Here is a 22,702-nt window from a genome sequence, read left to right as displayed (position 1 = left end):
TAAAAATATCCTCAATAGCACAGCTTATAGCAAACCATGTTAAAGCAAAAAGCGCTAGGACCATTGCGATGACTTTATGTTGCCTATTCATGTTGTTTTTTATTTAATCCAAAATATTCTGCCGTATTCCAATCTTGTAAATTCCATGAGAGCCAGCTCGATTCCTCGTATCGTTCTTTAAAATAACCAATCCTTTCATCTAATTTTTTCATTAGTGCTTCTTCGGACTGGTCTACTTTAGCAATCTCTGCTTCGCTATTTGTGGTGGGATGGATTTTCGACCTGTTTTTATCTAAGAACGGAAGCGTTTTTTCTGATAGAGAAGTTAAATAATAAGGATCGATAGCAACGGCATCGACATGGTTTAGGTTATACTTCACAATTAAAACATCCCAATTGATGACGCTAAAGGCCAGCAGCAGTGCGAACCAGATATTTCCATTTACTTTAAATAAATAGAATATGGTTTTTTGCTTGGCTACTTTAAAATAAACAGTTGCCAAACCAATGATACAAAGAATGGCAAATACCAATACGCCAATTCTTTTGTGCGTCAAACCATGAAATTCTATATAATAACCATCGCGAATAAATACCGATATAATCAGGATGAAGTTTTGAACCATCCAGGTAAAGGCAAGTACTCTTAGCGTTTTGCTTTTGTGGTAAAAATTTAAATTCCCCCTAAAAAAGTAAAGGATTACAGCCATGGCCATTACAATACTAAAGATTAAGGCATTTGTACCCTGATGTAACTCTCCAGAGAAATTTCCCGAAGGTTTGTAGCCAAACCAAAGCGTGGTAATATCAATGGCATTTAATAACAACAATAATAGGTTAAGTGCAATGAATGAAATTACACCCACAATATATTCGGTTTTTAGGGCCATTTTACGTGTTAAGAGGTTGCCGCTAAATGTTTCTACAATATTATACCAAATCGTTTTTTGACCTAATATCTTCCTGATCCTTACTAATTGTTCCTTGCATTTCAGTTCTGCTTTTTCTAAACTGTTATTAAAAAATGCAAGCAATAAACCACCTGTTAAAACTAATCCAAAACAGAAATGCATGATGCGGCCGATACTTAAATCTTTGAAAAAGAAATGAAGGATATTTTCAAAAAACTGTCCGATGTTCGTTAATGCGCTTTCGGCATAGTGCGCAAAAACATTATTGGCTGCAGAATACAAACACGTAAAAAAGATTACGGCAATTACCGGGATGAAAATGTACTTGATTAATTTAAAAATAGGTTTTAGGTTAAAATTGCCTATGCTTATTTTACTTAGATGCCGTATCGCATTAAAAGGAACTGTGATCATTTGTAAAATACTGGCGAGAAAAGCGGTAAAAATTGTTCTGATTTGTTGGTTATGGCTAAAACCAATAAATAATAGTAAGCTGATGTAATAGGTGGCAACAGTTAAATCAGAGTTGTTAACCACCACCAGTACCGTAGCCAAAAGATGTGCTAAACCATAAATTTTAAGTTTGGTACTTTTAACTACATCGGGATTAATGAAAGTGATAGCCAGTACATAAATGCTATAAATAAGCAAATTGAGTGCTAATCTTTCTTTCCAAAAGAGAAAAGTAAACAGCAGGCCACCCAGCAAGACAGAGAGTGATAAGAGGTTGGATCTATTTTTCATTTTTAATAAGGTTTAATGATTGAAGTTTAAGGCTAAAAAGCAATAAAATATGCTTAAAGGAATGTTTAGAAGCATGAAAAACATGATGGCTGCAATTTTTCGCCAATGGTCTTGTTGCCTGAAACACTCGAAGAAAAGAATAAGGAAAAATATTCCATTTATTGCGGTAGCAAAATAAATGTAGAATAGTCCGATGAACATAAGCACATCAACTTTTAAAGCAAAGAATGCTAAAAGTATGATGGTGCCAATTGCCGCAGAAAATACAGACATCCATTTGCCGGTTTCAATTAGTTTAGGCCTTTTTATTTCTTCTAATTTCATGGTTTTAAAAGTGCTTTGTATTTCAAAGTAAATAGTTAAAAAAAATTGTTTATAGTTTCTTGATCATTTTTTCAAGTGCATCTAAATGTGCTTTAAAGGCTTGTTTGCCCAAAGCTGTAATAGAATAGGTGGTACTGGTTTTTCTACCGATAAAACCTTTATGTACCTTAATAAATTCGGCCTGTTCTAATGTATTCAAATGTGAAGCCAAATTGCCATCAGTTAATTCGAGCATTTGTTTCAAGTCGTTAAAGCCAATTTCGTCGTTTACCACCAGGATAGACATTACGCCCAACCTGATCCGGCTATCGAATATTTTATTTAAATCTGCTATGGGGTTTTTCATGCTTACTGACCTCTCTCATATTTAAAATACATTAAAAGACCATAAACAATGTGCAGTATACCAAAGCCAAAAGCCCAAAAAATTAAGCCATAACCCACATAAAACATGCAGATCAATCCAAGTATTACCTCGCAAAGCCCCAGATAGCGAATGTCACTGTAAGTATATTTACTGGCATTAATAAGCGCTAAACCATAAAAAATTAAACAGCTTGGTGCAATAATGCTATAAGTATTCGGATGGTTAATCAATAAAGCAATAATAAATAATCCCCCTGCAAACAATGGAACAAATAAGTTAATTAAAAGTGATTTAGAGGTTTTATCCCAGATGGGAAGATTGTTTTTCTGACTTTTCCGATAAGTAAATAAAATGCCGCCAGCCAAAGCAATCACTAAAACGAAAATGCCAAGTTTTATTAAGTTAAATTCCAGGTCCATTTCTCCACCAACACCGTAACCATAGCCACGTCTGTTGATGAATTTATTAATTTCATCGTTGGCAAAATAAGCACCAATTAAAGCGATAACGCCCGCAAAAACACCAGATAAACCGCTCAAAGAAATAAATCTTGATGACCTATCCATCATTTGTCTGATATCTTTTAAGGCATTTAATTGTTCTTCTTGAGTGCTCATTTTAAAAGTGCTTTGTTTTTCAAAGTTAAATAAGAATTTGATATTTCCAAAATTATTTTTTCCTTCGGGATGATTACACAGATTTAGAGATTACACAGATTCAAAAAGCCCGATCTTTCGCGATTGGCTTTTCTAATTTTAGCTTTGGCCTTTAGTCTTTATGCTTTTAGCTTTAGTCTTTGATTTTTTATTAAATTTGGAGCATGCTAAAAGCCACTGGAATAAGAAAATCGTACGGAAATCTGCAAATTTTAAAAGGCGTAAATTTTGAAGTACAAAAAGGGGAGATTGTAAGTATTATTGGGCCATCTGGTGCTGGAAAAAGTACTTTATTGCATATTTTAGGAACATTAGATAAACCTGATGATGGTACTGTCGAATTAAAAGGCACTGTTATTAATAAATTGAATGGCGATTTGCTGAGTACTTTCCGCAATCAGAATATAGGTTTTGTATTTCAGTTTCATCATTTGTTGCCAGAATTTAGTGCAATTGAAAATATTTGCATTCCGGCATTTATAGCTAAAACCAATAAAAAACAAGCCGAAAGCAGGGCATTTGAACTGTTAGATCTGTTTGGATTAAAAGATAGAGCCCAACATAAGCCCAATCAGCTGTCTGGCGGTGAGCAACAGCGTGTGGCCATTGCAAGAGCACTGATCAATAATCCTTCAATTATATTGGCTGATGAACCTTCAGGGAATTTAGACTCTGAAAATGCAGCCGGATTACACCAGTTGTTTGTAAGTTTGCGCGATAATTTCCATCAAACGTTTGTAATTGTTACGCACAATGAACACCTGGCAAAAACCAGCGACCGTGTGGTTAGCATGAAGGATGGTTTAATCGTATAAGATCATGATCATTCTTTAATTCAGTCATTCTATCATTCAATAATTCTAATTTATTCATTCAATAATTATACCTTGAAAATACTGATAACAGGAGGGAACAATGCCAAGGCTTTGAAGCTGATGAAAGCGTTTCCCAGTCATTTTGTTTTACTTGCCGATTATGGCGATGTGCCGGGGATAATAACTGAAAATTATGCCTTTTCGTCGCTAGGTCTGCTAAATAAAGATAGTATCGCGCACATTCTATTAAATTTTTGCATCACCGAAGCCATAGATTGTATTATCCCTTTGCACCATTATGAGCTTGAGCCACTGGCTAAATCTGCTGTGCTTTTTGGAGAGTATGGAATCCAGGTGTTGTTGCCCAATGCTGATGTAATTGCTGACTATTTAGCTGAAGAAAAGGTTACATATCAAAATTTTGCGGTGTTTATTCATGGTGATCAGATTTTTTCAACCGATGGCAGTCTTATGCCTACAAATGTTTCTTCAGAATTGAATGGCGTATTTGGTTATAATAATTCTGATGGTTTAAAACTTTTTACAATTTAATATGGATGCAAATCAATACGTGAAAGATAAGCAGATTGTAATTTTTGAATTGGATGACGTGTTATTTCCAGAGAAGGATTATTTGCTGCAGGTTTATTATCTGTTTGCTCAGTTTATAGAATACACTGAGCAAAAAAGTGCACAACCTATTCTTGAATTTATGCGTGCAGCATATGAGAGTAATGGTACTGAAAAACTTTTTGAGGAAACAGCAAACCAGTTTGCTATTGATGTGAAGTACCAGCATAATTTTGATATGCTGCATCAAAATGCCCGTTTACCTTTAAAACTTTTGCTTTATAAAAATATGCTCGGGTTTATGCAGGAACTTGTGGTAGACCGCAAACAAATATTTATTGTAACTGCCGGTAACCCTGCGCAACAACTTAATAAAATTAAGCAAACAGAGTGGAATGGGCTAGAGCAATATCTTACTGTATATTTTGTTGAGGAACTTGGCTTAGCTAAATCAGAAATTTTTCAGAACATATTAAACAGCAACAATTTATCACATAACCAAGCGTTAGTTGTTGGTGCAAATAAATTTGATGAGCAACAATCTAAATTAATTAATTTGCCGTATATTGAGTCACTAGAAATTTACAAATAAATATGCTTAGAAAATTTATTTCGCAAAATACATTTTTGTGTGCTTTGATCATTGTGGTTGGGTTTACAACATCGTGTAAAAAATCAAATAATACACCAGATGGAGATGGGGCACCACAAGGTACTGCTGGAACCCGGGCAGAGTTAACTAAAGATTCGATTTACCTGTATGCACAGCAAACTTATTATTGGAATGTGGGTATGCCAAGCTATTCTGCCTTTAATCCAAGACAATATAGTTCAAACAATGCGGTTTTAGCTGCTTTAAAAGCATTACCAAGTACGGGAGGAAAAGATAAATATTCGTTTATTGATGACGGGACTGTAGCTGGCGAGTTAGGTGGCGTAGCTGGAGATTTTGGTTTCTCCGTATTTTTTGCCGGTTCGAATGATTTAAGAATTAAATATGTATATGCAACATCTCCTGCTGGTGTTCAAGGCTTAAAGAGAGGTTATCAGATTACAAAAATTAATGGTAGCACAGATATCAATACCACTGATGCAAGGATTGATTATGTAGTGAATGCTATTTTTGGCACAAGTCCAACGGTTGCATTGACGGTTTTAAAACCAGATGGTACTAGTCAGGATGTAACGATAACCAAGGCAAGTTATAATATCAACCCGGTACTTTTTACCAAAACCTACACCGTAGGACCAAAAAAAGTGGGATATATAGTATTCAACAGTTTTACCACCAATTCAACTGATTTCCTGGATGCAGCATTTACACAGTTTTCGACAGCGGGAATTACTGAACTTGTTGTCGATTTACGTTATAATGGCGGAGGTTCAGTAGCTACGTCAGAAGCGTTTTCTAATTTGATTGCACCAACATCTCAAAACGGTAAAGTGATGTATACTACTTACTGGACGCAGACCATGCAGGATAATCAAGCCACAATTCTTCAAAATCAGAAGTTTTATGCGAAAGGTAATGATGGTGTAACACGGATGTATTCTTATTTTGATTATTCTTATAAACCTACAGTTGCAGCCGGAAACCAAGAGGTTTTTGCTAAACGTGGATCGTTAAATAGCCTAACCAGGGTTTACTTTATTGTAACCAGTAGTACGGCATCAGCAAGTGAGTTGTTAATTAATAATTTAAAACCTGTAATGGATGTTAAACTGATTGGTAAGAAAACCTATGGAAAACCCGTTGGTTTTTTCTCCATCCGTATAGATAAAAACGACTTATATATTCCTCAGTTTGAAACTAAAAATCAATTAAACCAAGGCGGTTATTTTGATGGAATGGCAGTTGATAAAGATATTTTTGATGATGTAACCAAAGATTTTGGAGATCCAACAGAAAAACTATTAGCACAGGCTCTATACTATTCTGCCAATGGAGGTTTCTCTTCTTTCCTTAAAGATAATCCCATTAGTAGTACCTCACCACTATCTAAAACCCAAGTTCAAGATCTTTCTGGTAAAATGGATCATGAATTTAAAGGAATGGTTGAAACCAGAAAGCTGAGATTTAAATAATTAGCTGCAAATTAATACTGAAACGGCCAGATTTGTACTTCAAATCTGGCCATTTTTTTATAATTATTACACAAAACGAATAAATAAGAGTTGCTTTTTTTATAAAAAATTGATAAGCTTGTTTAACATTAATCGTTAAAGAGATACCATGCCAATAGAAATTGTAGAAAAGGAACATATCAGTTATTTAAACATCATCAATGCAAAAGAGGATCATACCAATGAGTTGCAAACCAAACTCGATGAAGCGCAAAGGCTAGGTAATGAATTTAAATCAAAAGCCGTTATTACTTTTAATACTACTATAGGTCCAAAACGTGTTGATACTACAGTTTGGGCCGTAACAGAGAAATATATACAACTAAAAAACAATATTCATATTCCATTAAAAAGTTTAATCGACATCGATTTTTAAGCTTGCTTTAAGGAAATAAATCATCCCGCATTTATTTAACCTTACCAGATCATGAGCATGCTCCATAAAATTGCCTTAACTTTTATTAAATCTATTGGCCCGGTAACGGCCAAAAACCTTCTTGCCTATTGTGGAAGCGCCGAAAATGTATTTTCTGCAAGTAAAAAACAGCTTTTACAAATTCCAGGTATTGGAGAGAAAACAATTGAAGCCATTCGTAGTACCGATGCTTTGGTAAGGGCCAGGCAAGAACTAGAATTTATTGAAAAACATGGGATAGAAGTATTGTTTTTCTCTGACGAAAAATATCCTAAAAGGTTAAAGAATTGTATCGATTCACCTATTCTACTTTATGCCAAAGGTACAGTCGATTTTAACCATCAGCGTATCATCAGCATTGTTGGAACCCGTAATGCAACAAGCTATGGGAAAAATCTCTGTAAGGAATTGTGCGAAGTTTTAGCGCCGTACAATGTTTTGATAGTTAGTGGCTTGGCTTATGGCATTGATGTAACGGCACATAAAGAATGCCTGGTAAATAATATTCCAACTGTTGGTGTGCTTGGTCATGGCTTAGATCGAATGTATCCAAAAATTCATAAACCGATTGCTCAGAAAATGGTTTTGAATGGAAGCCTACTCACCGAGTTTCCAATCCTGACCAATCCCGATCGACCGAATTTTCCGCAAAGAAACCGGATTATTGCAGGGATTGCAGATGCTACCGTTGTAGTTGAAGCATCAATAAAGGGAGGCGCCTTAATAACCGCAGAAATCGCAAATTCTTACAATAAAGATGTATATGCTTTTCCGGGTAGAACAAATGATGTTTTTTCGGAAGGCTGTAATTTCCTGATTAAGACCAATAGAGCCGGATTAATAAATAATGCTAATGATCTGATTTATTATTTGGGTTGGGATGATGAAGTGAAGGTAAAGCACAATACCCAACAAACCACGTTGCAGTTAAGTCTTACCCCTAACGAACAGCGTGTTGTTGATGCATTACAAAATGGTCAGCTTTCTATAGATGAACTTTGTGCTCAATTGAATATTCAGCAAAGTAAACTGGCAATCGTAATCCTTACATTAGAGATGCAGGGGATTATTGTTTCGCTACCAGGAAAAATATATAAACGCCTATGAGAGAATTGAAATTGTATTTTACCCAATAATCAATCTATAATGCCTATCATAATTATAGATTATACAATTAAATTCTTTTAAATTATTATTTTCAAAATTATGTTTCAAATAAAATATAGTTTGTAAAATACTTAATGCCTTTGCTTAATTTTGTAATATGTGGTACAATAATATTTTAGAAACTATTGGCAATACGCCATTGGTCAAATTAAATACGATAACAAAAGGAGTTCCGGGAACAATCCTGGCGAAAATAGAGACTACTAATCCAGGCAATTCAATTAAAGACCGTATGGCGGTTAAAATGATTGAAGATGCCGAGAAAAGCGGTAAACTAAAACCAGGCGGAACAATTATAGAAGGAACATCCGGAAATACGGGTATGGGCTTAGCTATGGCGGCTATTATTAAAGGTTACAAATGTATTTTTACCACAACGGATAAACAATCGAAAGAAAAAGTTGATGCTTTACGGGCCTTTGGTGCCGAAGTAATCGTTTGTCCTACAAACGTTGAACCTGAAGATCCCCGTTCTTATTATTCTGTTTCTTCGCGTTTAGAACGCGAGGTTCCAAATTCATGGAAACCCAATCAGTATGATAACTTAGCCAACTCTCAGGCACATTATGAGCAAACTGGGCCTGAGATATGGGAGCAGACAGAAGGTAAAATTACACACTTAGTGGTTGGTGTGGGTACTGGTGGAACCATTTCCGGAACCGGGAGATATTTGAAAGAAAAGAATCCAAATATTAAAGTCTGGGGAATCGATACCTATGGCTCGGTTTTCAAGAAATATAAAGAGACGGGCATATTTGATAAGGATGAAATTTATCCATATATCACAGAAGGTATTGGCGAAGATTTCCTTCCAGCAAACGTCAATTTTGATGTGATCGATCTATTTGAAAAGGTTACGGATAAAGATGCTGCTTTAATGACACGCGATATTGCCCGTAAAGAAGGTATTTTCGTGGGTAACTCGGCTGGTGCTGCTATTGGTGGATTAATCCAGTTAAAAGATAAACTGAAGCCAGAAGATGTTGTTGTGGTTATTTTTCACGATCATGGTAGCCGTTACATGGGCAAAATGTATAATGAAGATTGGTTACGCGAACGCGGATTCTTGCAGGACGAAAAATTAACCGCTAAATCTATCTTAGCTAAAAAAGAAAGCACAGAGATTGTAACACTTGATGCGCAAAAATCGGTGCTCGAGGCGATCAATACCATTAAATCGATGAATATCTCTCAAATTCCGGTAACACAGCAAGGAATGATTGTGGGTAAAATTGCAGAAAGTGATATATTAAGTGCACTGCTTGAAAATCCAGGCTTAAAATCGGCCGCAATTTCAGAAATCATGACGGCTACTTTCCCATTTGTTGATTTGAATACCTCAATTGATAAAATTTCTTCATTGATCAATAAAGAAAATTCTGCTGTATTGGTTGAAGATGAATCAGGTAAGATCGAAATTATCACACAGTACGATATTATTAACGCAATATCGGGGTAGGAAATAGATGTAAGATGGGGAATGTGGGATGGATTAGGGGGGACTAGATTAATCGTCATTTCGAGCGTAGCTGAGAAATCTATTCGCAAAAATATAGTTTAAAGATCTCTCTCCCGAATGTTCGGGACTGTGCTCCATCCGATAGCTATCTGATCGAGACGGCAATCAAATAGTAATAAGGAAAAGTCATAAAAATGCCCAAGTAAAATTTTTACTCAGGCGTTTTTATGTTATGTATTTTCACTTTAAGCTTTAGTCTTTCTGCTCTTTAAGCTTAATGACTCGGTGCATCTGCATTAACACGCTTAATCTGCGCACCTAAGGCACGTAAACGGGTGTCGATGTCCTGGTAACCACGTTCAATCTGCTCGATGTTATAGATGGTCGATTTACCTTCAGCAGATAAAGCTGCAATTAGCAGTGAAACTCCGGCTCTGATATCAGGAGAAGTCATGCTGATTCCACGAAGTTTATATTTTTTATCGATACCGTTAACCGTTGCGCGGTGTGGATCACATAAGATAATTTGAGCACCCATATCAATTAGTTTATCCACAAAGAATAAACGGCTTTCGAACATTTTCTGGTGGATTAAAACGTTTCCTTTTGCTTGTGTAGCTACAACCAAAACAATACTCAATAAATCAGGCGTAAAACCTGGCCAAGGAGAATCGGCAATGGTTAAAATCGAGCCATCGATAAAAGTATCGATTTCGTAATGTTTTTGAGAAGGAACATAAATGTCATCGCCACGACGTTCTAATTTAATTCCGAGTTTTTTGAAAACCTCTGGAATTACACCCAATTCATCATAACAAACGTTTTTGATGGTGATTTCAGATTCTGTCATCGCTGCCATGCCAATAAAAGAGCCAATTTCGATCATATCCGGCAGCATTCTATGTTCAGTTCCACCTAAAACACTAACACCTTCGATGGTTAATAAGTTAGAGCCAATACCCGATATTTTTGCGCCCATGCGGTTAAGCATTTTGCAAAGTTGCTGTAAATAGGGTTCGCAGGCGGCATTATAAATGGTGGTAGTGCCTTTAGCTAAAACAGCTGCCATCACAATATTTGCCGTTCCGGTTACCGATGCTTCATCTAACAAAATGTAAGCACCCTGTAAATTGGTTGCATCTACGTTAAAGAAAGCTTTTTTGCTATCGTATACGAATTTTGCTCCTAATTTTTCGAAACCGATAAAGTGTGTGTCCAATCTTCTACGGCCAATTTTATCACCGCCCGGTTTAGGGATTGCTGCTCTACCAAAACGCGCCAACAATGGCCCAACTATCATAATCGAACCACGTAAACCACCACCTTTGGCTTTAAAAGTATCAGATTCAAAGAAATTCAAATCAATATTTTTAGCTTCAAAAGTATAGGTATCTTTATTAATCCGCTCAACGGTAACACCTAAATCGCCAAGTAATTCAATCAGTTTGTTTACATCCTTAATATCAGGAATATTGCTGACGGTTACTTTCTTTTCGGTAAGCAATACAGCCGATAAAATCTGTAAAGCTTCATTTTTGGCTCCCTGAGGGGTGATTTCGCCTTTTAATTTAATTCCGCCTGTTATTTCAAATGCGTTCATATATTTTTTTATTTAGTATCAGGTATCAAGTATATTAGTGTCGGGCTTTAACCTTCCACCTTCTACCTTTTACACTTCACCTTTAATATTTAGGTTTATTGTTGTTGTTCGGCCTGCGGTTATTGTTGTTATTATTTTGACGGTTTTTTCCGTTGTTGTTATTATTGTTGTTGCTTCTTCCGCGGTTATTGTTGTTGCTATTGCTTTGACGTGGATTTTGCGCCCTAAATTCAACTTTAGCAAGGTTAACACCCTCGTCAAGAGATAACAATCCGCCAGAAAGATATTTTAAATCCTTAATAATGGTATCATCACTTACATTATCCTTATTCCAGGTAACATAAGCCATTTTCATAAAGTTCGCGATTCCCTGAACCATTGCTTTTTTCTGCTCTGGATTTTCTTCACGCATGGCTTTCTCAATCAGATTTTCAACCGTTTTACCATAGTGTTTGTAGGTAATTCTTTGTTGAGGATAGGCTAGTGGCTCCGGTTTAATGTAAGCGTTCTCAATTAATGGTTTTGGGTATGGACTATCTACATCAATCTGGTAGCCAGAAATAATGTGCAGGTGATCCCAAAGTTTATGCTTGAAATCGGCAACATCACGCAAATGTGGTTGCAAAAAACCCATCAGGTCGATAACGGCCTGGGCATATTTATTACGTTCTTCAATGGTTGGTAATTCGCAGATATACTTCACCATGTTTTGTACGTTACGGCCATATTCAGATAAAATTAAATGGCTACGCGTAGTATTATAATCAAAATTCATGTACAGATAAATTAATGGATAAATTTTCTGGCGATACGAATTATGAAATAACCAGAAGAGTTTAGGTTATGAATTCACCGAAATGTCTATTGCCAGATTTTCGTTTTATATATTCAAAGATAATAAAAATATTTTATTTCGGGTATTCTTACCTGATTTGTTATATTTTAAATGGGCGCATTTTTTTTTGGAAATGTTCGTCAGTACTTCTTGGCTTATTCAGCCCTGCTATCCCTACTGCCGAAGAAGGATCGGCATTCGTCCCATCGGGTTTGTTTAACAGTGGATTATGCTTGTCGGGAAAAACCTTTCTAACGCCAATTTCCGTGTAATCTGTGCTTCCGTGGCAAGTTATTGACTGGTTATTAGCCTTAATGATCTTAATCCCTTAATGATGAAAAATCAACTTTAAACTTCATCACTATTTTTCGGGTAATCAAAAAACACCAATTCTCCTGTTCCTTTGCTTACCATTTGCCACGAATCAAAAGGAAAAGAGATTAATACCATACCTGCAGTAGGGATGTTGTAAATATCGGCATCGCATAACTCATTCGCAAAATCTGTAAAACCTGGGTTATGACCAAACATCACTACTTTTTCGGCCGCATCATCCAAGCCATTAAGCACTTTAAACAGAGCAGAGGTATTGGCCTCGTAAATAGATTCTTCGAACTGGATCTGATCAATATTGTAGGCTTCTGCAAAATATTTGGCTGTAGATTTGGCTCTTTTCGCCAGACTACTTACCATTAAATCTATTTTGAAACCTTTATTAACCAGTCTTTCAGCCATTTCCGGTGCATTTTCTTTGCCACGTTTGTTTAGCGGCCGGTCGAAATCTTTTAAATCTAAATTTCCCCAATCCGATTTGCCGTGACGAACTAAAAGTAATTGCTTAGCCATTTAATTTCTCTTTAATTTTATCTACAATTGTTTCAGGTTTAATTAAGTCTATGCAGTTTTCAACACCACAAAGGCAGGGTTTGTTTCCATAAATTGAATTAGGTCTACTAGGATGATCAATCTGGATACAATCGCTCTCCAATTGTCCGTACCCTAAAAAGCCCGCATAGGGATGTGTTGGCCCCCAAATAGATACTACAGGTACACCAACAAGCGATGCCATGTGCATGCCAGATGAGTCCATACTTAACATTACATCTAAGTTCGAGATCATGGCAAGCTCCTCTGTTAAGTTAAAATTACCGATTAAATTATAAACGTTTTTATACGTTTTAGTCCAGTTTTCGGCAACTATTTGTTCTGTTTTACCACCACCAAATATGAAAAGTTCGTAGCCCAGTCTGTTTAATGAGGCAATTACCTCTTCCATTTTTTCAAAAGCATATACTTTATAAACGTGCTGCGCGAAGGGAGATATGCCTACTTTTTTGGTGGTTTTATTAGCAAATAAATGATGTGCCTTTACTGGAATTTCTTGCGGAGCGTTATTTAATTTATGACTGAGTTTAACATTAAATCCTAATTCGCGAAATACATCAGCATAACGCTCTACGGTTTTTCTGATGGGCTTAAAAACTTTGTTATTGTTACGTGTTAATCTTTTTTTCTCTGCTCTTCCTTTATCTATCCGCCTAATTTTTGTGCCCGTTAGCCTAAAAAAAGTAGAAATTGCTCTACTTCTTAAATTGTCGTGTAAATCGGCTATCGCGTTTGGCTTATAGCTGCGGAGCTCCTGATAGAGTTTGTATAGGCCGTCAATTCCTTTGTGGATGGTTTTAGGCTGGATAGGGTGGAAGATCAGATTAGGTATGCCGTCGAAAAATGGCTTAAAAGCAGGTCTACTCACCATGATGATTTCTGCAGATGGGTTTTGCTCAGAAAATTCGCGTAAAACAGAGGCTACCATGGCCACATCGCCCATAGCCGAAAAGCGTAAAACAATAATTTTTTGGGTTGCGGCCATAATGTTTTACCACGAAGGCACAAAGAGCACCAAGGCATTCTTTGTGTTTTTCGTGTCTTTGCGAGTGATTAATTTTTATACTTTTCGCTTTAGCCTTTCAGCTTTAGTCTTTAACCTTTATTATACAACACCGGATTTAAACTCGGGTCGTTATACATTTTCATTTGTTTATATACTTTCATGTATTTTTTACCTGCCTCAATATCGGCCAATAATTCGTCGATACTGTTTGATAAATCCTCGCGTTGCGATAACAATACATTTAATTTAGTCTGGCATTGTTCACGGTGCTCAGCTGATGCACTTTCGCGTTCAGCCTCTTCCTGCATATGGTAAATTTTTAGTGCCAGTATAGAAAGCCTGTCTATTGCCCATGCAGGACTTTCTGTATTGATTTTTGCATCTGGCAAAGCTGAAATTCCCTGGTAAAGGTTTAAGAAATAACCATCAATAAATTCAACCATATCGGTTCTTACCTGGTTTTGTGCATCTATGCGCCTTTTCCAGCTCAAGCCTTCAACAGGATCAATCTGCGGATTGCGTACTACATCTTCCATGTGCCACTGGGCGGTATCGATCCAGTTTTTAACGTAAAAAAGATGCTCTAAACTTTCGGCATCGTATGGGTTTTCAACCGGATGGTCAATATCATCAAACTTATGGTAGTCTGTAATTACTTGATTAAATATGCGGTTGGCAATTTCACTTATCATGGGGCAAAGATATTAAAAGATTAAATAGATTTTCCTTTCGGTTTGATTACACAGATTTAGATATTACACAGATTTCTTTTTAGTAAAATTTAAAACAAGATAATTTAAGACCTGTTTTTCGCTAACCGCTAACCGCTAACCGCTAACCGCTAACCCTTCTTCGCATTAAAATACGCGGTTATCTCTTCTAATGAAAAAGCATTCAAACATTTTTCAGCACTTAAACCACCTTTACGGGCCACTAAAATACCGTACTGCATATCGTGGAAACCTTCGGTACGGTGGGCATCTGGATTTACGGAAAGTAAAACGCCTTTTTCTAAAGCATAACGGTGCCAGCGCCAATCTAAATCCAAGCGTAAAGGATTTGCATTGATTTCGATCACTACCTTGTTTGCTGCACAAGCATCAATAATTTTTTTATAATCTATCGGGTATCCGGCTCTGCTTAATAATAAACGGCCAGTCGGGTGTCCTAAAATGGTGGTATATGGGTTTTCGATAGCTTTTAACAAACGTGCAGTCGCTTTGGCTTCTTCCATGCGTAAATTGCTGTGAACAGACGCTACAACAAAATCGAATGTTTTTAAAATATCATCCGAATAATCCAATGAGCCATCACTTAAAATGTCGCTCTCGATGCCTTTGAAAATTTTAAAAGGAGCCAATTTTTTATTTAGTTCATCAATTTCCTGGTGTTGACCAAAAACACGTTGCTCGTTTAAACCTTTTGCATACACAGCGGTTTTAGAGTGATCGCAGATGCCTAAATATTGAAGATTTAAGTTCTCTTTACAATATACGGCCATTTGTTCTAAAGTATGTACGCCATCGCTCCAGGTAGAGTGATTGTGCAAACTGCCTTTCAAGTCTTCATATTGGATTAAAGTTGGAAGTTTATTTGCTTTTGCTAGTTCAAGTTCGTCGAAATCTTCACGAAGCTCAGGTTCGATAAAAGATAGGCCAGCTTTGCTGTAAATTTCTTCTTCATTTGCAAAGGGTCCTTCACCAGCTAATGTTAGCACTTTTTCTACATGTTCGGTATTTCCTGTTAATTTAAACCATTGCCAATAGAATTCAGCTTTTTTAACAACATGGATTTTTATCCTAAATCCTGCTTCAGTGGTGCAGATAAAAGAATTTTTGGCTTCTATGAGCGAAAGTGGCTCGAACGTAGGTAGGTTCTGTTTAACAGCATCGATTTGTGCTGTACCAACTACAATTTCCAATTCATCAATAATCTCACATGCACGGCGGTACTGACCGGCGAAACCCAAAAGTGCATCAGTATCAATTTTTGCAGTCCAATCAGAAAGCTGGGTAAATAAGGTTTTAGCAAACCCTTCAACCTGGGCATATAAAAAGCGTCCGTTGGCAGCCAATTTAAATTCGATGGCATTTTTAATTTCTTCCTGCGTTTTTAAACCAAAACCTTTGGCTTCAATTAAACGGTTCTCGTTGCAGGCGTAATATAGTTCACCAATGCTTTCAATCCCGAGATTATGCCAAATAATAGAAATCTTTTTCGGACCGATGCCTTTAATCGCCAGCATTTCTACTACACCTTCTGGCGTTTTCTGGATGATCTCGTTAAGTTCTTTCAGTTCTCCGGTTTGAAGAAGCTCTATGATTTTGGAAGCCAGTCCTTTACCAATACCTTCAATTTTATCCAGGTCATCTAAGGGTTTGTCTTTTAATGCAAAAGGCAGTTTATCTACTTTAAAATAGGCATTTGCAACAGATTTAATTTTGAAAGGATTTTCATCATGCAGTTCCATAAGCTGCGATAACAGGCGTAAGGTGCGGGCGATGGTTTTGTTTTCCATAAGGAGGTAAAATTAGGAAATAATGCCTCAAATCTTTACCGCGCTCCTAAAATTATAAACACAATTTTATTAAAGCGTTGTTTTACACTGATGAAATCTATAAAATTTGCGCTTTTGGGATTAAGTATAAGCCTGGTGGCTTGTCAATCTGCCAATAAAACAGATCAGAACAAAACAGATTCTATAAGTAATTTAACATCGGTCACAATGCAACCTGTTGATGAAAGATTTTTGATTGTGGCTGGTCGTTCAGTGGGCGAAATTACACTTGGAGAAGACATGGAGCAGGTTGGGATAAAATTGGGCAGGCCAAATGCAGGTGATGCCGCAATGGGAAAAGCCTGGGGGATTTGGTATAGCGACGATTCGACTGGGAAGCATCCCAACGAAATTGCCGTATATTCTTCTTATCGCGATACAAGTATGCTTATAAAAGATGTGAAAGAGATCAGAATTACCTCCAATAAGTTTAAAACGCAAGATGGTTTGGCAACAGGTATTACTTTGGAAGATACAAAACTAAAATTTCCGTCTATCAAAAAGCTTTCTTCCTATTTAAATGAAGATAAAGATACTGTAACTGTTTACGATGCCCAAAAAGATGGGATTGGATTTGAATTTTTAAAGGGGAAAAGCATTTCTTTAACCGTTCATCGGGCAAATACTTCGGTTAATGCAACTTATTTAACGCTGCACCCTGAGTGGAAACTGATTGAGTAGGGATGATGTGAGATGTGAAATAGAAGAGGTAAGATGAATGGTTACTTGGATCATGGTTTGATGGTTCATGGTTAATTGCTTATGAGGGTAACCTCCATGACTATTAACTATTTAACTATGAACCATCAATCCTTTTATATAAATCCTATTATTCCATCATCCATTTTCCATCTTACATTATTTAATTACTGCTTCAAATGGCATTCTGGCCTGAATGCCAGAGCTTGCAATTACCTTTTTCATTTGTTGGTAAAGCATATAATTATCGCCAAGTTCTTGTTTGGTGTAATAGGTTTTAATTCTATCTGTACCTTCATCCATTAACGATTTCCAAGGGTCAATTACATCTGGATATTCTACAACCTTATAATTCTTTAATTTAGCTTTTTTAGCAGCCGCTTTAATTGCATCGTTAAAACTTCCGATTCTATCGGCCAAGCCAATTTGAACGGCATCTGTTCCAATCCAAACGTGGCCACCGCCTATGCTATCGATGTAAGCTTTGCTTTTCTTTCTGCCATCGGCTACACGACTTACAAAACCGCTGTAAATCCTGTTTAATTCATTTTGAATGATGAATCTTTCACCTGCAGTCATAGGGCGATTAGTAGCCATAATATCGGCATACTTTCCAGTTTTAACGCCATCAAATGTAATTCCCAGTTTGTTGGTCATTAAATTTTGGAAGTTCGGGATAATACCGAATACACCGATAGAACCCGTAATGGTATTCGGCTGAACAAAAATACTGTCAGCAGCACAACCAATATAATAACCGCCTGATGCCGCAACATCGCCAAAGGATGCAATTACCGGCTTTTCTTTTTTGGTTAATACAATTTCTCTCCAGATCACGTCCGAAGCCAATGCGCTACCTCCCGGAGAGTTTACGCGTAAAACCACCGCTTTAATATCGTCGTCCAAACGTGCTTTTCTGATTGCTCTCGAAATACGTTCCGAACCAATCTGGTTGTCAGAACCTTCGCCACCATTAATTTCACCATTGGCATAAATTACTGCCACTTTATCTTTTCCTTCGCCAGTATCTGTATTGTTTTTGGCGTAATCGTTAATCGTAACCGAACGGATATTTTCACCTCTGGTTCTTCCAGATAATCCTTTCAATTCTTCTAAAATCTGATCTTTATATTTTAAGGCATCGATCATTTTAAAGTTTACCGCATCTTGTGGCTGTTGTACTTTGTAATTATCGGCAATGTTATAAAGACTGTCTTTTTGAATATTTCTGCTTTGTGCAATATCGGTTAAGAAAGTATTGTATAAACCGCCAACATAAGCGGTAACCTGTTTGCGGTTATAATCACTCATTTTATCTAAAATAAAAGGCTCAACAGCACTTTTGTAGTTTCCTACGCGAATGACCTGCATTTCTACACCAACTTTTTCTAACGTTCCTTTAAAGAAAGTTAATTCAGAGCTAAAACCTTTAAATTCTAAAGCGCCTTCGGGATTTAAATATACTTTATCGGCCACAGAAGCTAAATAATAAGCACCTTGCGTGTATACTTCGCTGTAGGCAATAATTTTTTTGTGAGATTTTTTAAAATCTATCAGTGCATTTCTAACCTCGCGCAAAGTTGCAAAACCAGCATTCGGACTGCTCACATTCAGGTAGATACATTTAATATTATCATCTGTTTTGGCTTTTTGTATTGCTTTCAAAAAATCGTTTAAGCCTATACCATCTTTTTCTTCACCACCAACAATAGGTAGGTTTCCAAATGGATTTCTGGGTGTACGTTCAGTAATCGCTTGGTCTAAATTTAGAAACAGTACCGAATTGTTAGACACAACAACTGTTTTATCACTATCAATGGATGATATTGCACCTACAACAATTAAGAAGCAGATGATAAATATAATTACCATCGATAAGAAAAAGCCCAACATAGAGGCAAATAAATACTTAAAGAATTCTCTCATTTAAATGTTTTAATTTTGTGTTGTAAAGATATAAAAATACATGATGCTTAATAAAGCTTTAGAGTACAGCACTGCTTATTTGTTACTGGGTGGGAATTTGGGCGATAGGAAGGCGAATTTGAAAAAAGCCATCGAACTATTGAACGATAAAATTGGTAAGGTAATAGCCATCTCATCTCTTTATGAGACCGCTGCATGGGGTAAAACTAACCAGCCTGCTTTTTTGAACCAGGCCGTAGGTTTACAAACTAATTTAAGTGCTGTAGCAGTTTTAGATCTTGCACTAAGTATTGAACAGGAGTTGGGCAGGGTGAGGAAAGATAAATGGGGAGCGCGCTTAATTGATATCGATCTTATCCTTTTTGGAGATCAAATCATCAATATTCCAGACAAACTTCAGGTGCCGCACCCACACATGCAAAGCAGGAAATTTGTCATGGAACCATTAGCAGAGATTGCGCCAGAGGTGGTACATCCTGTACTGGGAGAAACGATGCTCAATATTTGCAGAAATATTAAAGATCCGCTTGAGGTTAAAAAGCTTTAACGGTATCAAATTTTGACTGAATGCTTGCCGGCCAACACCCTTTTAATTTTTCTTGCCTTATGGAAATGATCAAACATTTTTATATTATCCATCTACTAGGCTATTAATGACAGATTCCAAAGAGCGGTCGTCATTCCCACGCAGGTGGGAATCTTAAAAGCTCCGGGCAAATCTCGCCAAAGCATTACGATTCCCAATCAAGTTGGGAATGACGCTACGGTACGTAAATGTCCTCTACACTCCAATTTCCTGAACAACTGATTCCTTTTGATGATATTTTTTATGGATTTTCTACTGAGTAAATATCATTCCTGTTCACTCGAAACATAATTAAATTTTATTATTCGCGGTAGCCCCTCTAAAATGCAATACCGATAAAGCAATATATAATACCAAAACAAAAGGTATTGCCGCAAATTTTAGAAAAGCAATTAATATAGCTGATAGGATGAGGAAGATAAACTTGATTTTATTTTTCGCCCAGCTTAAATCGCTGAATTTTAAGGAGAATATTTTTATTTCGCTCACTAATAAGAAACTTGTAATTGCTATAATGGCAATCAATAAAATACTAGAGGAAATGATCTGAGGATAATCAGCAGCAATAAAAGGCAACGAACAGATAAACAAAGTATTCATCGGTGTATTTAAACCGATAAAATCTTCAGTTTGCCTTGCATCGTTGTTAAATTTGGCCAATCTAAGTGCAGAAAAAATAGTAATGATAAATCCGAGATAGGGAAGGTACTCAGATGAATAATCGCTTGCCTTTAAAAGTTGAAACATGATTACACCTGGTAAGAACCCAAAACTTACCATATCAGCCAAAGAATCAAGATCTTTTCCAATAGCCGATTTTACATTTAATAAACGCGCAACCATGCCATCAAAAAAATCGAAAATTCCAGATAGAATAACGAAATAAGCTGCGGTTTCTAGATTGCCTTTAAATGCAAAAACGATTCCGATACAACCAGAAAAAAGGTTTGCACAGGTAATCGCATTAGGGATGTTTTTTTTTAGCATGGCGTCTAAGGTGTAGGGTTTAAGGTGTAAGGTTTAAGCATCCGAACAGGAAACCTTTAACCTTACACCTTTTACCTTTAAGCTTTATCTTAGCTGTTCATCGAAATTAAGAACTCTTCGTTACTTTTTGTTCCTTTTATTTGAGATTGAACAAATTCCATCGCCTCTTGACTATTCATATCAGCAAGGTGATTACGTAAAATCCATACACGCTGCAGAATATCTCTATCTAGTAATAAATCATCGCGGCGGGTACTTGATGCCGTAATATCGATAGCAGGGAAAATACGTTTGTTAGATAATTTACGATCTAGCTGAAGTTCCATGTTACCCGTTCCTTTAAATTCTTCGAAGATCACCTCATCCATTTTAGAACCTGTATCGGTTAAAGCAGTAGCTAGAATAGTTAGTGAACCACCATTTTCGATGTTACGTGCCGCTCCGAAGAAACGTTTTGGTTTGTGTAAGGCATTCGCATCAACACCACCTGATAATATTTTACCCGATGCCGGTGCAGTGGTATTATATGCTCTGGCCAAACGTGTAATCGAATCTAATAGGATTACCACATCATGGCCACTTTCTACCAAACGTTTTGCTTTTTCTAAAACAATGTTAGCAATTTTAACATGGCGCTCAGCCGGCTCATCAAAAGTAGAGGCAATTACCTCAGCCCTTACACTACGTGCCATATCGGTAACCTCTTCCGGGCGCTCATCAATTAATAAAATAATTAAATAAACTTCCGGGTGGTTTTTGGCAATCGCATTGGCAACTTCTTTCAATAAATTGGTTTTACCTGTTTTTGGTTGAGCTACAATTAAACCACGTTGTCCTTTACCAATTGGCGTAAATAAATCCATAATACGGGTAGAGTAGTTACTGTTATCCGTAAATAAATTTAATTTTTCTGTTGGGAAAAGTGGCGTTAAATAATCGAAAGGAACACGGTCGCGAACCTCAGCAGGGATTCGGCCATTAATAGTTTCTACGCGAACCAGGGGGAAATATTTTTCACCTTCTTTTGGCGGACGGATGCTACCTTTTACAGTATCACCAGTTTTTAAGCCAAAAAGTTTTATTTGAGACTGAGATACATAAATATCATCAGGAGAAGTTAAGTAGTTATAATCCGCAGAACGCAAGAAACCATAACCATCAGGCATAATTTCTAAAACACCCTCATTGGTAATTACGTTATCGAAATCCAAGTTAGAGTAACTGTTTTCGTTTTTGTGGTGATTGCCACCGCCCGGTTGTTTTTGCTGGCGGTTTTCGTCACGTTGCGGTTTTTCCTGCTTTTCTTTAGGCTCTTGTTTTTGTTTCGGAGCAACTGGAAGTACTTCTGCACTTTCTTCTATTAAAGCTGAGATTGGTTTTACACTTTCTTCAGATTCAATAATTCTGTCTGGCTGCCTTTCTGGCTGTTGTTGATGTTGAGGCTCGTCAAATAAAGTTACGGAATCTCTTCTTCTTTCAATTGGCGCAGCAGGCTCATCTTTCGTTAACCTTGCTCTTTTTTTAACAGGCTTGTCGGCTGTAGTCGCAGCAGGTTTATCGGCTACCACTGTAGGAGCAGCGGCTGCAGCTGCGGCCGCAACTTTTGGTACTTTTGCAGCTTTGGTTTTAGGCGCAGGAGTAGCTGCAATAGGTTCGATTTCGCTATAAGGATCTGCACCAGCTTTAGCGGCATTTATAATTTCTTGTTGGTGTAAAAGTACTTCAACAAGATCGATTTTTCTTAGGGAGTCGGCACCTTCAATGCCATAGCTTTTTGCTAGCTCACGTAATTCTGTTGTGAGCTTATCATTTAATTCTGTTTTACTAAACATTCTAAATATATATGTTTCAAGAAATTTTTCATTTGTTTATAACGGATGTTTTCTGTTATAAATCTACACAGGCTTAAAAATATTTGTGTTAACCTAGGCCCTGTAGTTTCATTGTGTATAAATTCTTAAGGCTATAAAACATTAAATGAGTTCATTATGGAAAATGCTCAAATTGTTTCATAATTGTTTATAAGCTGAATAAAAAGCCAAATGGGCCTTTAAAAAATGGTAACAAAA

22 protein-coding genes are annotated in these 22,702 nt (G+C 36.7%); 9 read left to right on the top strand and 13 right to left on the bottom strand.

From position 1 onward, the window contains the following. Positions 1-83: 83 nt before the first annotated feature. From EZ456_RS14695 to EZ456_RS14680, 4 genes are read right to left on the bottom strand one after another with little or no spacing between them, the layout of a single operon-like run. On the bottom strand, positions 84-1,655 hold the full coding sequence (locus tag EZ456_RS14695; protein ID WP_131531331.1) for a DUF4153 domain-containing protein: 1,572 nt from the start codon (positions 1,653-1,655) through the stop codon (positions 84-86). A gap of 12 nt (positions 1,656-1,667) precedes the next feature. Further along, positions 1,668-1,979: a hypothetical protein gene (locus tag EZ456_RS14690; RefSeq protein ID WP_131531330.1), complete on the bottom strand. Its 312-nt coding sequence runs from the start codon at positions 1,977-1,979 to the stop codon at positions 1,668-1,670. A gap of 49 nt (positions 1,980-2,028) precedes the next feature. Beyond that, positions 2,029-2,325 (bottom strand): winged helix-turn-helix domain-containing protein, encoded by a 297-nt coding sequence (locus EZ456_RS14685; RefSeq protein WP_057932898.1) that lies wholly within the window; start codon positions 2,323-2,325, stop codon positions 2,029-2,031. A gap of 2 nt (positions 2,326-2,327) precedes the next feature. Next, positions 2,328-2,963 carry a hypothetical protein gene (locus tag EZ456_RS14680; RefSeq protein ID WP_131531329.1) on the bottom strand — a complete coding sequence of 212 codons (636 nt, stop codon included), beginning with the start codon at positions 2,961-2,963 and terminating at the stop codon, positions 2,328-2,330. A gap of 203 nt (positions 2,964-3,166) precedes the next feature. Between EZ456_RS14680 and EZ456_RS14675 the strand changes: the two genes are divergently transcribed. The 7 genes from EZ456_RS14675 (at position 3,167) to EZ456_RS14645 (ending at position 9,552) form a co-directional block, all read left to right on the top strand. Continuing rightward, positions 3,167-3,817: an ABC transporter ATP-binding protein gene (locus EZ456_RS14675; RefSeq protein WP_131531327.1), complete on the top strand. Its 651-nt coding sequence runs from the start codon at positions 3,167-3,169 to the stop codon at positions 3,815-3,817. Positions 3,818-3,889: 72 nt separating this feature from the next. Further along, a complete protein-coding gene (locus EZ456_RS14670; protein WP_131531326.1) occupies positions 3,890-4,369 on the top strand; it encodes an ATP-grasp domain-containing protein in 480 nt (159 codons plus the stop codon). 1 nt (position 4,370) lies between these two features. After that, positions 4,371-4,979: an HAD hydrolase-like protein gene (locus EZ456_RS14665; protein WP_131531324.1), complete on the top strand. Its 609-nt coding sequence runs from the start codon at positions 4,371-4,373 to the stop codon at positions 4,977-4,979. Positions 4,980-4,981: 2 nt separating this feature from the next. Next, positions 4,982-6,472, top strand: coding sequence for a S41 family peptidase (locus tag EZ456_RS14660; RefSeq protein WP_131531322.1), 1,491 nt, complete (start codon positions 4,982-4,984; stop codon positions 6,470-6,472). A gap of 148 nt (positions 6,473-6,620) precedes the next feature. Beyond that, complete coding sequence (locus tag EZ456_RS14655) at positions 6,621-6,887, top strand: hypothetical protein (RefSeq protein ID WP_108200553.1); 267 nt, start codon at positions 6,621-6,623, stop codon at positions 6,885-6,887. Between the two features lie 51 nt (positions 6,888-6,938). Further along, positions 6,939-8,033 carry a DNA-processing protein DprA gene (gene dprA / locus EZ456_RS14650; protein ID WP_131531320.1) on the top strand — a complete coding sequence of 365 codons (1,095 nt, stop codon included), beginning with the start codon at positions 6,939-6,941 and terminating at the stop codon, positions 8,031-8,033. 157 nt (positions 8,034-8,190) lie between these two features. Next, positions 8,191-9,552: a pyridoxal-phosphate dependent enzyme gene (locus tag EZ456_RS14645; RefSeq protein WP_131531318.1), complete on the top strand. Its 1,362-nt coding sequence runs from the start codon at positions 8,191-8,193 to the stop codon at positions 9,550-9,552. Between the two features lie 274 nt (positions 9,553-9,826). Here the strand turns inward: EZ456_RS14645 and murA are convergent, their stop codons facing one another. From murA to EZ456_RS14615, 6 genes are all read right to left on the bottom strand, one after another. After that, on the bottom strand, positions 9,827-11,152 hold the full coding sequence (gene murA / locus EZ456_RS14640; RefSeq protein ID WP_131531315.1) for a UDP-N-acetylglucosamine 1-carboxyvinyltransferase: 1,326 nt from the start codon (positions 11,150-11,152) through the stop codon (positions 9,827-9,829). An 82-nt stretch (positions 11,153-11,234) separates the two neighbouring features. Beyond that, entirely contained in the window at positions 11,235-11,927 is a 693-nt protein-coding gene (locus EZ456_RS14635) for a DUF4290 domain-containing protein (RefSeq protein WP_131531313.1), read from the bottom strand. Between the two features lie 408 nt (positions 11,928-12,335). Further along, complete coding sequence (locus EZ456_RS14630) at positions 12,336-12,833, bottom strand: SixA phosphatase family protein (protein ID WP_131531310.1); 498 nt, start codon at positions 12,831-12,833, stop codon at positions 12,336-12,338. Further along, the gene (locus EZ456_RS14625) at positions 12,826-13,857 is read right to left on the bottom strand and encodes a glycosyltransferase family 9 protein (RefSeq protein WP_131531308.1); all 1,032 of its coding nucleotides are present in this window, start codon (positions 13,855-13,857) and stop codon (positions 12,826-12,828) included. Before EZ456_RS14625 ends, EZ456_RS14630 begins: the two co-directional genes overlap by 8 nt. A gap of 110 nt (positions 13,858-13,967) precedes the next feature. After that, a complete protein-coding gene (locus EZ456_RS14620) occupies positions 13,968-14,570 on the bottom strand; it encodes a DUF4254 domain-containing protein (RefSeq protein WP_131531306.1) in 603 nt (200 codons plus the stop codon). A gap of 149 nt (positions 14,571-14,719) precedes the next feature. Next, the gene (locus EZ456_RS14615) at positions 14,720-16,396 is read right to left on the bottom strand and encodes a helix-hairpin-helix domain-containing protein (RefSeq protein ID WP_131531304.1); all 1,677 of its coding nucleotides are present in this window, start codon (positions 16,394-16,396) and stop codon (positions 14,720-14,722) included. Positions 16,397-16,486: 90 nt separating this feature from the next. On the opposite strand from EZ456_RS14615, the gene EZ456_RS14610 reads away from it, so the two are divergent. After that, positions 16,487-17,116, top strand: a complete 630-nt coding sequence (locus EZ456_RS14610) for a hypothetical protein (RefSeq protein ID WP_131531302.1) — start codon at positions 16,487-16,489, stop codon at positions 17,114-17,116. Positions 17,117-17,293: 177 nt separating this feature from the next. Here the strand turns inward: EZ456_RS14610 and sppA are convergent, their stop codons facing one another. Next, positions 17,294-19,060 (bottom strand): signal peptide peptidase SppA, encoded by a 1,767-nt coding sequence (gene sppA, locus EZ456_RS14605; protein WP_131531300.1) that lies wholly within the window; start codon positions 19,058-19,060, stop codon positions 17,294-17,296. Positions 19,061-19,100: 40 nt separating this feature from the next. On the opposite strand from sppA, the gene folK reads away from it, so the two are divergent. Continuing rightward, entirely contained in the window at positions 19,101-19,607 is a 507-nt protein-coding gene (gene folK / locus EZ456_RS14600; RefSeq protein ID WP_131531298.1) for a 2-amino-4-hydroxy-6-hydroxymethyldihydropteridine diphosphokinase, read from the top strand. A gap of 330 nt (positions 19,608-19,937) precedes the next feature. On the opposite strand, the gene pssA is transcribed toward folK, so the two are convergent. Continuing rightward, positions 19,938-20,633 (bottom strand): CDP-diacylglycerol--serine O-phosphatidyltransferase, encoded by a 696-nt coding sequence (gene pssA, locus EZ456_RS14595; RefSeq protein WP_131531296.1) that lies wholly within the window; start codon positions 20,631-20,633, stop codon positions 19,938-19,940. A gap of 89 nt (positions 20,634-20,722) precedes the next feature. Next, positions 20,723-22,465 (bottom strand): transcription termination factor Rho, encoded by a 1,743-nt coding sequence (gene rho / locus EZ456_RS14590; protein WP_131531294.1) that lies wholly within the window; start codon positions 22,463-22,465, stop codon positions 20,723-20,725. Positions 22,466-22,702: the final 237 nt, after the last annotated feature.

The sequence above is a fragment of the Pedobacter psychrodurus genome, from assembly GCF_004331735.1.
Lineage (GTDB): Bacteria > Bacteroidota > Bacteroidia > Sphingobacteriales > Sphingobacteriaceae > Pedobacter > Pedobacter psychrodurus.
The sequence above is the reverse complement of the archived record's forward strand: the minus strand, read 5'-3'. Positions and strand labels throughout refer to the sequence as shown.

What these genes read in the sequence shown, in the direction of transcription:
- EZ456_RS14665 (WP_131531324.1), top strand. Translation starts at nt 4,371, where the DNA reads ATGGATGCAAATCAATACGTGAAAGATAAGCAGATTGTAATTTTTGAA.
- pssA (WP_131531296.1), bottom strand. Translation starts at nt 20,633, where the DNA reads ATGCTAAAAAAAAACATCCCTAATGCGATTACCTGTGCAAACCTTTTT.
- EZ456_RS14655 (WP_108200553.1), top strand. Translation starts at nt 6,621, where the DNA reads ATGCCAATAGAAATTGTAGAAAAGGAACATATCAGTTATTTAAACATC.
- EZ456_RS14685 (WP_057932898.1), bottom strand. Translation starts at nt 2,325, where the DNA reads ATGAAAAACCCCATAGCAGATTTAAATAAAATATTCGATAGCCGGATC.
- EZ456_RS14625 (WP_131531308.1), bottom strand. Translation starts at nt 13,857, where the DNA reads ATGGCCGCAACCCAAAAAATTATTGTTTTACGCTTTTCGGCTATGGGC.
- dprA (WP_131531320.1), top strand. Translation starts at nt 6,939, where the DNA reads ATGAGCATGCTCCATAAAATTGCCTTAACTTTTATTAAATCTATTGGC.
- EZ456_RS14620 (WP_131531306.1), bottom strand. Translation starts at nt 14,570, where the DNA reads ATGATAAGTGAAATTGCCAACCGCATATTTAATCAAGTAATTACAGAC.
- EZ456_RS14690 (WP_131531330.1), bottom strand. Translation starts at nt 1,979, where the DNA reads ATGAAATTAGAAGAAATAAAAAGGCCTAAACTAATTGAAACCGGCAAA.
- EZ456_RS14680 (WP_131531329.1), bottom strand. Translation starts at nt 2,963, where the DNA reads ATGAGCACTCAAGAAGAACAATTAAATGCCTTAAAAGATATCAGACAA.
- murA (WP_131531315.1), bottom strand. Translation starts at nt 11,152, where the DNA reads ATGAACGCATTTGAAATAACAGGCGGAATTAAATTAAAAGGCGAAATC.
- EZ456_RS14610 (WP_131531302.1), top strand. Translation starts at nt 16,487, where the DNA reads ATGAAATCTATAAAATTTGCGCTTTTGGGATTAAGTATAAGCCTGGTG.
- EZ456_RS14645 (WP_131531318.1), top strand. Translation starts at nt 8,191, where the DNA reads ATGTGGTACAATAATATTTTAGAAACTATTGGCAATACGCCATTGGTC.
- EZ456_RS14635 (WP_131531313.1), bottom strand. Translation starts at nt 11,927, where the DNA reads ATGAATTTTGATTATAATACTACGCGTAGCCATTTAATTTTATCTGAA.
- sppA (WP_131531300.1), bottom strand. Translation starts at nt 19,060, where the DNA reads ATGAGAGAATTCTTTAAGTATTTATTTGCCTCTATGTTGGGCTTTTTC.
- EZ456_RS14615 (WP_131531304.1), bottom strand. Translation starts at nt 16,396, where the DNA reads ATGGAAAACAAAACCATCGCCCGCACCTTACGCCTGTTATCGCAGCTT.
- EZ456_RS14660 (WP_131531322.1), top strand. Translation starts at nt 4,982, where the DNA reads ATGCTTAGAAAATTTATTTCGCAAAATACATTTTTGTGTGCTTTGATC.
- rho (WP_131531294.1), bottom strand. Translation starts at nt 22,465, where the DNA reads ATGTTTAGTAAAACAGAATTAAATGATAAGCTCACAACAGAATTACGT.
- EZ456_RS14695 (WP_131531331.1), bottom strand. Translation starts at nt 1,655, where the DNA reads ATGAAAAATAGATCCAACCTCTTATCACTCTCTGTCTTGCTGGGTGGC.
- EZ456_RS14630 (WP_131531310.1), bottom strand. Translation starts at nt 12,833, where the DNA reads ATGGCTAAGCAATTACTTTTAGTTCGTCACGGCAAATCGGATTGGGGA.
- folK (WP_131531298.1), top strand. Translation starts at nt 19,101, where the DNA reads ATGATGCTTAATAAAGCTTTAGAGTACAGCACTGCTTATTTGTTACTG.
- EZ456_RS14675 (WP_131531327.1), top strand. Translation starts at nt 3,167, where the DNA reads ATGCTAAAAGCCACTGGAATAAGAAAATCGTACGGAAATCTGCAAATT.